General features: G+C 74.3%; 9 protein-coding genes. All 9 read left to right on the top strand.

Annotation, left to right across the window (positions count from 1 at the left end; translation table 11 throughout):
* Positions 1–67: 67 nt before the first annotated feature.
* The gene (locus ACGFSH_RS31955; protein WP_393354632.1) at positions 68–841 is read left to right on the top strand and encodes a class I SAM-dependent methyltransferase; all 774 of its coding nucleotides are present in this window, start codon (positions 68–70) and stop codon (positions 839–841) included.
* Positions 838–2,298 (top strand): glycosyltransferase family 87 protein, encoded by a 1,461-nt coding sequence (locus tag ACGFSH_RS31960; RefSeq protein ID WP_393354634.1) that lies wholly within the window; start codon positions 838–840, stop codon positions 2,296–2,298. Before ACGFSH_RS31955 ends, ACGFSH_RS31960 begins: the two co-directional genes overlap by 4 nt.
* 157 nt (positions 2,299–2,455) lie before the next feature.
* Complete coding sequence (locus tag ACGFSH_RS31965; protein ID WP_393354636.1) at positions 2,456–3,253, top strand: maleylpyruvate isomerase family mycothiol-dependent enzyme; 798 nt, start codon at positions 2,456–2,458, stop codon at positions 3,251–3,253.
* Between the two features lie 663 nt (positions 3,254–3,916).
* Positions 3,917–6,349, top strand: a complete 2,433-nt coding sequence (locus ACGFSH_RS31970; protein WP_393354638.1) for a SpoIIE family protein phosphatase — start codon at positions 3,917–3,919, stop codon at positions 6,347–6,349.
* Positions 6,350–6,598: 249 nt separating this feature from the next.
* Positions 6,599–6,892 carry a hypothetical protein gene (locus ACGFSH_RS31975; protein WP_393354640.1) on the top strand — a complete coding sequence of 98 codons (294 nt, stop codon included), beginning with the start codon at positions 6,599–6,601 and terminating at the stop codon, positions 6,890–6,892.
* A gap of 226 nt (positions 6,893–7,118) precedes the next feature.
* Positions 7,119–9,392, top strand: a complete 2,274-nt coding sequence (locus ACGFSH_RS31980; protein WP_393354642.1) for a catalase — start codon at positions 7,119–7,121, stop codon at positions 9,390–9,392.
* A gap of 268 nt (positions 9,393–9,660) precedes the next feature.
* On the top strand, positions 9,661–10,908 hold the full coding sequence (locus ACGFSH_RS31985) for an acyltransferase family protein (RefSeq protein WP_393354644.1): 1,248 nt from the start codon (positions 9,661–9,663) through the stop codon (positions 10,906–10,908).
* A gap of 107 nt (positions 10,909–11,015) precedes the next feature.
* Complete coding sequence (locus tag ACGFSH_RS31990; protein ID WP_393354646.1) at positions 11,016–11,390, top strand: VOC family protein; 375 nt, start codon at positions 11,016–11,018, stop codon at positions 11,388–11,390.
* A gap of 242 nt (positions 11,391–11,632) precedes the next feature.
* Positions 11,633–11,817: LacI family DNA-binding transcriptional regulator (locus tag ACGFSH_RS31995; protein WP_393354647.1), on the top strand; the 185-nt coding region annotated here is incomplete at its 3' end.

Below are 11,817 nucleotides of genomic sequence, written 5' to 3' on the forward strand. Positions count from 1 at the left end.
GCGCACCGCCGCCACCGCGACGACCGACACCGGCCGGCGGCCACCGCCCGAAAAGGACCACCTTCACGTGACGCTGTCCATCCCGCTCCCGGCGAGCGGGCCACGCGCCGACCGGCGTGCGCCCGCCGAGCCGGGGGAGCCCTGGACCGACGACCCCTATGGGCGCGCGGTGCGACTCGGCCGTGGCCCTCTCTACCTGCGCCGCATGACGACGCCGCCCCCGGGGACCCCCGACCTGCTGCCCCTGGACGTGGAGCGCTACTGCGCCGCGCCCGACGCCGCCGACACCGGCGTGCTGCACCGCTGTGCCGGGCCCGTCCTGGACGTGGGCTGCGGCCCCGGACGCCTGGTCGCCGCCCTGTCCGCCCGGGGCATGACCGCGCTCGGCGTGGACGTCAGCCCCGCCGCCGTCGCCCTCACCCGGAAGCGGGGCGCGAGCGCCCTGCGGCGCTCCGTCTTCGACCCCCTCCCCAGGGAGGGGCGCTGGGGCACGGTGCTGCTGATGGACGGCAACGTCGGCATCGGCGGCGACCCTTCGGCGCTGCTGACCCGCCTGCGCGGACTGCTCCGGCCCGGCGGACGCCTGCTGGTCGAGGCGGCCCCGCACGACGTCGACGAACGGCTCACCGTCCGCGTCGAGGACGCCGACGGCCGCCACGGAGGCCCCTTCGCCTGGGCCAGGGTCGGCGCCACCGCCCTGCTGCACGCCGCCGACGCGACCGGCTGGATCCTCACCGGCCGCTGGACGAGCCACGGCCGGGTCTTCGTCGAACTGCACCGCCCCACCGCGCGGTTCGACGCCGTCCCCCCTCTCCGCGGGGGAGGACCGGACCGCCCATGACCGTCGTCGGCCCGCACCCGCGGGACACCGCCCAAAACGGCCCGCCGCCGACGGGCCCCGCCGCCCCGGCCCCCACACGGGCCGGCCGGACCCGCCTCGCGGCGACCGCAGCGCTCGTGGCCGCCGTCGCCGTCGCCGTCGCGGGCACCCTCCACCAGGGCGACCACGAGAGCGTCCCCGGCCGCCTGCTCGCCGGATACGGCCTCGCCTGGACGCTGTTCGCCGCCGCCGTGTGGAGCGTGCGCAAGGTCCCGGCCCGTGCCGCGACCGTCCTCGTCCTCGCCGGCGCGGCCGCGGTCGCCGTGGCCGGGCTCGCCGCCCAGCCCCGCACCAGCAACGACATGTACCGCTACGCCTGGGACGGCCGGGTCCAGGCGGCCGGCGTCTCCCCCTACGCCCACCCGCCGGCCGCCCCGGAACTCGCCCCGCTGCGGGACGCCTGGCTGTTCCCCACCCGGGCCTCCTGCGAGGGCTGGGGGCTGACCCACACGGCCGCGGGCCTCTGCGTCCGCATCAACCGGCCCACCGTCCCCACGATCTACCCTCCCGTGGCCGAGGGCTGGTTCTTCGCGGTGCACGAACTCTCCCCGGCGGACAGCCGCCACAAGCCGCTCCAGGTGGGGGGAGCGGTCCTGGCCTTCGCCACGACCGTCGCCCTGCTGGCCGTCCTGCGCCGCCGCGGCGACCCGCGGCAGGCTCCCGCCAGGGCCGCACTGTGGGGCTGGTGCCCGGCGGTCTCCCTCGAAGCGGTGAACAACGCCCACATCGACACCCTGGGCGTGCTGTTCGTGGTGCTCGCCCTCGGCACCGCGAGCGCCGGGACCCGCCGGGGCGCCCTGCTGGGCGCCGCCGTCGCCGTCAAGCTGCTGCCCGTCCTCGTCCTGCCCGGAGCCCTGTCGGGGCAGCGCGGGCCGGCGCGCGTCCTGCGCGTGGTCACGGCGGCCGTCGCCGCGGTGGCACTCGCCTATCTGCCCCATGTCGTGAGCTCCGGCGCCGGCGTTCTGGGCTACCTCCCCGGCTACCTCCACGAGGAGGGCTACGAACCGGGCCACGTACGCCGGTTCGCCCTGCTGCGGCTTCTGCTGCCCGACACGGCCGCGGGCCCGGCCGCCGCACTGCTGATCGCCCTGGCGGCGCTGTACGTGTGGCGGCGCGGGGACCCCGCCCGCCCCTGGCGCGGCGCCCTCCTGGTCACCGGCACGGCCCTGCTCCTGTTCTCGCCCAGCTACCCCTGGTACTCCCTGCTCGTGGTCGCCCTCGTCGCCCTGGACGGCCGCTGGGAGTGGCTGACCGTCACCCTCGCCGGCAGCGCCCTCTACCTCGCCGGCCGCCTGCTGCCCGGATTCCCCCTCCAGGCCTGGGCCTACGGCAGCGCGGCCGCCGTGATCGCCGTCGCGGCGCGGCTGCGCTCGGGCGGGGCCCGCCGCCTCCCGCGACGCCGCCCGGGCGCGGCCTGACGCCCGCAGACCAGGGACCGTCCGGTCGCCGGGCTGCCACCTCTGTGGCATCCCCGGTGCGTGCCGGGACCGGCTTTCGGGGGAGCGCTCCACCGGGAGCCGGGGCCCCGGCGAAACCCGCTGTCCGGGCGACGGGGTCCGGTGATAGAAACACGAAGTGCAAGACACCTTGGAATTCACCGACTTGCTGCGCCTGATCGACGATCGGTCGCATGCCTTCCGCGCCGCGATATCCGCCGCCCCGGACCTCGACGTGCGGGTGCCGACCTGCCCCGAGTGGACGCTGTACGACCTCGCGAAGCACCTGGGCGAGGGCCGCCGCGTGTGGGCCGCGACCGTCGCCGCGGGCCCCGACGCCACAGGCAAGGCCGTCCCGCAGGGCGACTGGACCGCGCCCCGGGACCGCGAGGACCTGCCGGCCTGGCTGGCCGCCTCCACCCGGCTTCTGCTGGACGCGCTGCGCGAGGCCGGCCCCGACCGCCGGTGCTGGGCGTTCTGGGGCAGGTCGCAGTCGCCGCGGACCGCCACCGGCGTCGCCCGGCGCCAGCTCCACGAGATCGCCGTGCACACCTACGACGCCCAGCTCACCGTCGGCGCCGCGCAACCGGTGCCGGAAGAGGTGGCGCTCGACGGCGTGGAGGAGTTCCTGTCCACGTTCGGCACCACGGACGTCGCATGGCCGCACGAGCCCGCCGTGGTCGACTACCACGCCGCCGAGGGCCGCTCCTGGCGCAGCCTGCTCTCCGACGACGGCTCACGGCTCGCCCGTCTGCCCGCGCCCGGCGCGCAGCCCGGCCCCGACGGGACGCCTGCCGTCGCCGCCGACGCCTCCATGGCGGGCACGGCGAGCGAACTGGTCCTGGCGCTGCACGACCGCATTCCGCAGGAGTCCCTGAAACTCGACGGCGATCTGCGCCTCTTCGAGCAGCTCATGGAGTGGGACCCCGAGCGGTAGCACGAAACGGTCGCACGGGAGGGCGCACCGCCTCCCGAGCTTCTCGACCGCCGTCCCGCCCGGTGCGCCGAGGACCAGCGGATGGTCTTCGGCGCCGCCGGTGCCGGGCGTTCCCGCGGAAGGCGGCAGCCGGTTCCGACGGGGTCCCGGGTGCGTGACGCGTGGTCACCCGGACGACCGGTCCTGCCGGCCACGGTGCTGTCGAACATGTGGGAGGGACCGCCGGACCGGCCGAACGTGAGCGTCGTCGGCGGCGACGCGGTCGACGTCGTCGCCCGGCTCAAGGAGGAGTCCGAGGCGCCGCTGCGCGCACATGGCAGCCTGTCGCCGCACCGGGCGCTCATGGCCGCCGGTCCGGTCGACCGTCCAGGTGACGCTCTTCCCCGTCACCACGGGACGCACCGCGCTCGGCCGCGTCTTCGACGGCGGGGCCGGCTTCGGCCTGGACCTGATCGGGCGGCGCACGCTCGACGGCCGCACCCGGGAACTCGCCTACCGGCCCGCCCCTCGCCGGGACGCGCGCCGCGCGCGCCGCGGTCTCCGCGTTCTCCGCCTCCGGGCGGTTGAGCGGGATGTGCCGTGGCAGGATGCTGGAGGCAGCGCCGGTGACGGTCGACGCGGCGCCGCGCCGGGCGCGAGAGGAACGACGTCGGGATGGCTCCCATGGACCACCAAGCCGAGACGACCCCAGGAGCGCGAGCCACGGGAGCTCCTGAGGACTTCGCCGTCGTCATCGACGCCCGCGGCGCCGTCGCGGCCTGGAGCGCCGGAGCGGAGCGGCTGCTCGGCCACCGGTCCGAGGACGTACTCGGCCGGTCCGCGGCCCGCCTGCTCGCCGCCAGGCCGCCCACCGCGATGCGCCGCCGCCTCGCCGCCGGTGAGCCCTGGACCAGCGACCTCGCACTGCGCCGGAGCGACGGCGACCGGGTCAAGGCACAGCTGCGCGGCACACCGCTGACGGACTCCGGCGGCGCGGGCCCGTGGGTCGTCACGCCGGCGGCCACGACCTACCAGGCCGGGCCGACCGACGCGGCGGCGGCGGAGCTGTGGGACCTCACGCTCGCCCAGCTCCCGCTGCCCGTGGCCGTCTACGACCGCGACGCCCGGTTCGTGGCCTGCAACCAGGTGATGAGCCGTGCCATGGGACTCACCCAGGAGGAGATGAGGGGCCTCACCTTGTGGGAGATCTACCCCGCCCCGCCCCTCGGCGAGATCGACCGCCTCCAGCGGCAGGTCGTGCGCACCGGAGAGATGATCTTCCGCGAGGAGCAGCCCTTCCGCGCCTCCGGCGAGGTCCGCGATCACGCCTGGTCGGTCTACCTGTCCCCGCTGAAGGACCGGGCGGGCGCGGTCCTCGGGGTGTCGGCCCTGGTCATCGACATCACCGAGCAGTACTGGGCCCGTCGCCGCCTGGCCGTGCTGAACGACGCCGGGGCCCGCATCGGCAGCACCCTGGACGTCACCCGCACGACCGAGGAACTCGTGGAGGTGGCGGTGAGCGGGTTCGCCGACTTCGCCACCGTGGACCTGCTGGAGTCCGTCGTCCAGGGCCACGAACCGCAGCCGATACCGCCCGACACGCCGGTGCAGTGCCGCCGCACCGCGCAAGGGTCGGTCCTGTCCGGATGCCCCGAATCCGTGGTCCGGGCGGGCGACGTCGACGTCTACCCGCCCGGCTCGCCGCCGGCCCGGGCGCTGACCAGCGGCCGGGGCGCGCACTACCGTGCGGGCGACCCGAGGCTCGTCGAGTGGTCCACGTCCTCCCCGGCCCGCGCCGAGAGCATCAGACGGTTCCGGATCCACTCGGTGATGATGGTGCCGCTGCGCGCCCGGGGCGTCACCCTGGGCGTGATGCACCTCCTGCGCCACCGCACCGCGGACGCCTTCGGCGAGGACGACCTGCTGCTCGCCGAGGAGATCGCCGCGAGGGCGGCGGTCAGCATCGACAACGCCCGCCGCTACACGCGCGAGCGCCGGACCGCGCTCACCCTCCAGCGCAGCCTGCTGCCCGAGCGGCTGCCGCGGGCGCAGGCCGTCGACCTCGCCCACCGCTACCTGCCCGCCGGCGCCGGGGAGGAGATCGGCGGGGACTGGTTCGACGTCATCGCCCTGGCCGGGGGACGGGTCGCGCTGGTGGTGGGCGACGTCGTGGGCCACGGCGTGCGCGCCTCGGCGACGATGGGCCGCCTGCGCACCGCGGTGCGGACGCTAGCCGACGCCGACTTCGCGCCCGACGAACTGCTCACCCGCCTCGACGACCTGGTCATCCGCCTCGACCGGGAGGAGGGCCCCGACGCCCGAAGGCAGGCGGAGGAGGCCTCGGCGGAGGTGGGGGCCACCTGCCTCTACGCCGTGTACGACCCCGTCGCGGGCCTGTGCGACCTGGCACGGGCCGGCCATCCGCCGCCCGTCCTGGTGACCTCCGACGGCGAAGTCCGGGTCCTCGACCTGCCCGCCGGGCCGCCGCTCGGCCTGGGCGGCCTGCCCTTCGAGTCCGCCCGCATCACCATGGAGAAGGGCAGTCTCCTCGCCCTGTACACCGACGGACTGATCGAGACACCCGGGCGCGACATCGACGTCGGACTGGACCTGCTCACCGAGGCGCTGCGCGGCCCGGCCACCGGCCTGGAGGAAGTCTGCGACGAGGTGATGCGCAAGGTGCGGGCCGACCCGCCAGGCGACGACATCGTCCTGCTGCTGGCCCGGGCGTCCGGTCTCGGGGCGGAGCAGGTGCGCACCTGGCGGCTGCCCGCGGACCCGGCGGCCGTCGCCGGGGCCCGCCGGACGGCGAGCGAGCAACTGGCCGCCTGGGGTCTGAGCGACCTCGAGTTCGCCACCGAGCTGATCGTCAGCGAACTGGTCACCAACGCCATCCGGTACGGCGCCGACCCCATCGAGCTGCGGCTCATTCTCGCCGACGTGCTGATCTGCGAGGTGTCCGACGGCAGCAGCGCCGCCCCGCACCTGCGGCGGGCCCGCGTCTTCGACGAGGGCGGGCGCGGGCTCCTGCTGGTCGCCCAGGTGGCCGAGCGCTGGGGCAGCCGCCACACCGCCACCGGCAAGACCATCTGGGCCGAACAACCCCTGCCACGCTGACCGCACGGCGAGCGGCGCCCCGGCGGGCAGCGAAGCCCTGGGGCGCCCCGGCTCCCCGCCCTCGCTCCCCGCCCCGCGCCGTTCCCCTCCCAGGACCCCCAGGGCCCACCGGGCCCCCAATATCGTCCGTCGGCCTCCGGCGCCGCCGCGTCATGCATGCGGACGGACCTTCTCCGGTGGCAGCCCGCCTCCCGTGCTGATCAGCTCGGAGCAGGAAGCAACGGCCAGCGAGCGAGAGCGGTCCCCACCTTGACGATCATCATCACGTTCGACTTCCCGGGCGCGACCCAGGCCCAGTACGACCAGCTCACCGACAGGATGACCGGCGGACGCGGTCTCGAGAAGGCGTCGGACTGGCCCGTGCCGGGCCTGATCTCCCACGCGACGGGACCCAGCCCGACCGGCTGGTTCGTCACCGATGTCTGGGAGTCCGAGGACGCCTTCCGGCAGTTCGGCGAGAAACTCGCCCCGATGCTGAGGGAAGTCGGCATCCCCGAGACACAGCCGACGATCTACCAGGCCCACAAGGTGGTCACCGGCTAGGCGTTCTGCCTGCCCTGCGAGGTCGTGCCCGCGGCCCCGGACCCGTCGTGGCCGGTTCACCGACGTCCGGCGCACAGGCAGGGGTTGTCCGCCGCTGTCCGGGTACACGGCTGGTCGGCCCGGCGTCGGGCGTCCGCGGCGACCGTCCGGGGGCGCGGCGCCGGCAGGCGTTCCCACCGGTTCGTCCCCTCCGTATCCCCACCGTTCGGAAGCAAGGAATGTGACGATGAGCGAGGCCAACCCCCTCCAGCGAGCAGCCCGGAAGGTCACGGACACGCTGCACGGCGACGACGGGACCCCCGAGGACGGCATCCCCGGGAAGCCGGGTTCCGAGTCGCCGTCCGTCGCGGAACCCACGCAGCCCCGGGACCCGCTGCCGCCGAAGGCGGACCAGAGCGGGCCCGACACCGCGTCGCCGACCGGCCAGCCCACCGGCGCCGACCAGGCCCGTATGGCGCAGTCCGGCAGCTTCCTGACGACCGCGCAGGGGACGCGGCTGCACGACACCGACCACTCGCTCAAGGCCGGACCGCGCGGTCCCGTGCTGCTCCAGGACCACCACCTGCGCGAGAAGGTCATGCACTTCGACCACGAGCGCATCCCGGAGCGCGTGGTCCACGCCCGCGGCGCGGCGGCGCACGGGGTGTTCCGCAGCTACGGCACCGCCGCCACCGTCACCAAGGCCGCGTTCCTCGCCGCGGACGAGGAGACCCCGGTCTTCGTGCGCTTCTCCACCGTCCTGGGATCGCGCGGCTCCTCCGACACGGTGCGCGACACCCGCGGCTTCGCGACGAAGTTCTACACGAGCGAAGGCGTCTTCGACCTGGTCGGCAACAACATGCCGGTGTTCTTCATCCAGGACGCCATCAAGTTCCCCGACGTCATCCACGCCGGGAAGCCGCACCCGGACCGGGAGATCCCGCAGGCTCAGAGCGCGCACGACACGTTCTGGGACTTCGTCACCCTGCACACCGAGGCGGCCCACCACACCCTGTGGAACATGTCCGACAGGGGCATCCCGCGCTCCTACCGGATGATGGAGGGCTTCGGCGTCCACACCTTCCGCCTCGTCGACGCCCAGGGCGCCACCACCCTGGTCAAGTTCCACTGGAAGCCGAAGCTCGGAGTGCACTCCCTCGTGTGGGAGGAGGCGCAGATCACCAACGGCGTCGACCCCGACTTCCACCGCCGCGACCTCGCCGACGCCATCGAGGCGGGCGCCCACCCGCAGTGGGAGCTGGGCATCCAGACCTTCCCCGACACCCCCGACCAGACCTTCGAGGGCATCGACCTCCTGGATCCGACGAACCTCGTCCCCGAGGAACTCGCCCCCGTGCAGCCGGTCGGTCTGCTGACCCTGAACCGGAACCCGTCCAACTTCTTCGCCGAGACCGAGCAGGTCGCCTTCCACGTGGGCCACCTCGTGCCGGGCATCGACGTCACCGACGACCCGCTGCTCGCCGGACGCCTGTTCTCCTACCTCGACACCCAGATCACCCGCCTGGGCGGCCCCAACTTCCCCCAGCTGCCCATCAACCGGCCGCACGCGCCCGTCAACGACATGCAGCGGGACGGCATGCACCAGACGGCCGTGCACCGGGGCGTCGCCCCGTACCGCCCCAACTCCCTTGACGGCGGCTGCCCCTTCACCGCGGGGGCCGACACCGGGGCGTTCGTCGAGGCGCCGGTGCGCGTCCCGGAGGCGGCCAAGGTGCGGGAGGCGCCCGAGTCCTTCGCCGACCACTTCAGCCAGCCCCGCCGGTTCTGGCTCAGCATGAGCCCGGTCGAGCGCGAGCACATCATCGGCGCGTACACCTTCGAACTGGGCAAATGCTTCGAACAGGCCATCAAGGAGCGGGCCCTCCAGGTCCTCGCCAACATCGACACGGAGCTGTGCGCCCAGGTCGCCGCGGGCCTCGGACTGCCGGCCCCCGCCCCCACCGTGCCGCACGCCGACGTCCAGCCGAGTCCGGCGCTGTCCCAGCTGGGCCGCAGCTGGCCCACCGACGGCCGCATCATCGGGATCGTCGCCGCCGGGAACGGCGACCTGGACGAGGTCCGCGCCGTACGCGAGTCGGTGCTCGCGAGCGGCATGGTGCCCCTGATCGTCGCCCCGGTCGGCGGCACGCTGGGCGAGGGCGACAGCGGACCGACGGTCCAGCGGACGTACGCGACGGCGCGGTCCGTCGAGTTCGACGCCGTCCTGCTCGCGGGAACCCCCGCGGTCGGCGACGACGCCTTCGGCGCCCGCGACGCGAAGGCCACTCCCGCCGGAGCGCCGGCCGGCGTCGATCCGCGCGTGGCGCTGCTGCTGTCGGAGGCCTTCCGGCACGGCAAGGCCATCGGCGCCTGGTCGGTGGACGCGGACGTGCTGGCGGCGGCCGGCGTTCCCGCGAACGCGCCCGGCGTCGTCCTGGGCGACTCCGGCTCCGCCGTTCTGGAGCGGATCACCGGGCTGCTGGGATCCCACCGGGTCTGGGAGCGGTTCTCCGGAGTCTGATCACCGCAACGCACGCGCGCCGAAGGCCGGACGGGAGCGATCCCGCCCGGCCTTCGGCGTCGCCCGGCTCGGATCGACGCCGTAGGCTTCCTGGCTTCGCGGCTTCCCGGCTTCTTGTTGAACCGCCGGGCCGCACGCCACGTACCAGTCACGACGAACGTGCGCGGCAGCGCCCCGCGAGCCGGTCCGGACACGGCCGCGCGCGGGAGGCCGCCGGGCACGGGCCGGTGGCAGGTGGTTCTTCGGGCACCTCGTGCCCAGGGAAGGGTTGACGATTTCAGTGGATTCGAGCCGTCCGGCGACCAGCGCCGTGGCCCTGGCCGCCCCACCGCAACAGGCGGAGAGGGCGAGCGGGACGCCCGCCCGCCGGCAGGTGCCGGGCCTGGACGGCCTGCGGGGCCTGGCGGCGCTCTACGTCGTGCTGTTCCACTGCTGGCTGTACACCTTCCCGGGATATCCCGACAGTTCAGCTCCCGCGTGGCTGGACGTGCTGATGTTCGGCCGTCTCGCGGTCGTCTTCTTCCTGGTGCTGTCCGGGTTCTCGCTGGCGATCTCCCCGGCCTTCCACGGCTGGCGCTCGGGCGGTGTCGCCCGGTTCCTGCGCCGGCGCGCGTGGCGCATCCTGCCTCCCTACTGGGCGGCCCTCGCCATGAGCCTGGTCATCTCCTGGGCCCTGGTGCCCGCCTCCCACTTCGGACCGCCCACCGGCGCGTCGGTCCTGGTCTACGGTCTCGTCGCCCAGGACATGGTGCACGCCCCGACACCGAACGGCGCGTTCTGGTCGATCGGCGTCGAGGCGGAGCTCTACGTCCTCTTCCCCCTGCTGCTGCTCCTGCGCAGACGGTTCGGCGCGGTCGCGCTGACCGCCTGCGTGACGCTTCCCGTGGTGGCGCTGGGGCTGGCGGCCGCCCACGCGAACCCCGTCGAGGGCGAGAACTGGCTCGCCCCGCATCTCGCCCCCGTCTTCGTCGCGGGAGTGGCCGGCGCCGCCGTCGTCGCCGCGTCGGAGCGCGTGCGACGCCTGCCGTGGGCATGGTTCGCCGTCCTGGCCGCCGCGCCGGTCGTCGTCGTCGGATACACGCGCGGTTCCGTCTGGACGGTCCATCACTACTTCTGGGTGGACCTCGCCGTCGCGCCCGCCATGACGATGCTCATCGCCGCGGTCGCCACCGGCAGACCCACGGGCCTCGTACGGCTCCTGAGCACGCGCCCCGTGCGCGCCCTCGGCGACTTCTCGTACAGCCTCTACCTGATCCATCTGCCGCTCGTCATGGTCGTCATCCGCCGGGTCGCGCCCCGGTTCGTGGCCCCCGGCATGCCCACCTTCTGCTTCACGCTCGCCCTGGCCCTGCCGGTGTCCGTTCTCGCCGCCTGGCTCTTCTCCCGCGTCTTCGAGATGCCCTTCAAGCGCAACAGATCGTGGAGCTCCATGGTCGCGGACGGCCGTTCCCGCTGGAGCGCGCGGAGCGCGCGAGACGGCGGACGCCGGCCCGAGCCGCAAGCCGCCGAGAACTGACGCCATGGACGACGCCGAGGCCCCACCGGCCGCTCCGTAGCTCACCGCCGCACAGCCGGCCGTGCACACGGATGCGTAGAGCCGACCGCCGGGGCAAGCCGGGAGGCATGACCGCAACCCTCGGCGCCTTCGTCCTCGGCACCCCCGACCCTCCCGCACTGGCCGACTTCTACCGGGCCCTGCTCGGCTGGGAGGAAGCCGAGCGCGGGCCGGAGTGGGTCCGCCTGACCTCACCGGAGCAGGAACGCCCCAGCCTCAGCTTCCAGCTGGAGACCGACCACACACCTCCGACGTGGCCGCAGCGCCCGGGCGTCCAGCAGATGCAGGCCCATCTGGACCTGCGGGTCGACGACCTGGAGGCGGAGACGCGACGAGCCTGCGCCCTGGGCGCGACGCTGTGCGAGGAACAGCCCCAGAAGGACGTCCGGGTCCTGCTCGACCCGCACGGCCACCCCTTCTGCCTCTTCCTCCCGGGCGCCTGAACGCCGACGGCAGCACGGCGCGGGCGTGACGGCGTGGGCATGACGCCGTCACGCTTCGGGCCGACCCACAGGCGACGCCCACGCCCGTCCCTTGCGCCCCGAGAATTTCGTCCGAGGCGTTGACACCCGCCACGGTTGCTCCTAACTTCTCCTCACGCGAACCGGTTCGACAGCCCAACACTGCATGGTCCTCCTGGATTGTCGAACCGGTTCGATCAGGCAGACACCGTGAGGAGTGTTCCGTGAACATCGGTGAGATCGCCCGGCGGGCCGGTGTCTCGCGGAGCACCGTGTCGTATGCCCTGAGCGGGAAGCGTCCGGTGTCGCAGGACACGCGTCGCAGGATCCAGCAGGTGATCGACGAGCTGGACTATCGGCCCAATGCGAGTGCGCGGGCGCTGGCGAACGGGCGGACCAGCACGATCGG

It is taken from the genome of Streptomyces sp. NPDC048481 (genome assembly GCF_043200075.1).
In the GTDB taxonomy this organism is placed as follows: Bacteria; Actinomycetota; Actinomycetes; order Streptomycetales; family Streptomycetaceae; genus Streptomyces.

What these genes read in the sequence shown, in the direction of transcription:
- ACGFSH_RS31960 (WP_393354634.1), top strand. Translation starts at nt 838, where the DNA reads ATGACCGTCGTCGGCCCGCACCCGCGGGACACCGCCCAAAACGGCCCG.
- ACGFSH_RS31990 (WP_393354646.1), top strand. Translation starts at nt 11,016, where the DNA reads ATGACCGCAACCCTCGGCGCCTTCGTCCTCGGCACCCCCGACCCTCCC.
- ACGFSH_RS31980 (WP_393354642.1), top strand. Translation starts at nt 7,119, where the DNA reads ATGAGCGAGGCCAACCCCCTCCAGCGAGCAGCCCGGAAGGTCACGGAC.
- ACGFSH_RS31970 (WP_393354638.1), top strand. Translation starts at nt 3,917, where the DNA reads ATGGACCACCAAGCCGAGACGACCCCAGGAGCGCGAGCCACGGGAGCT.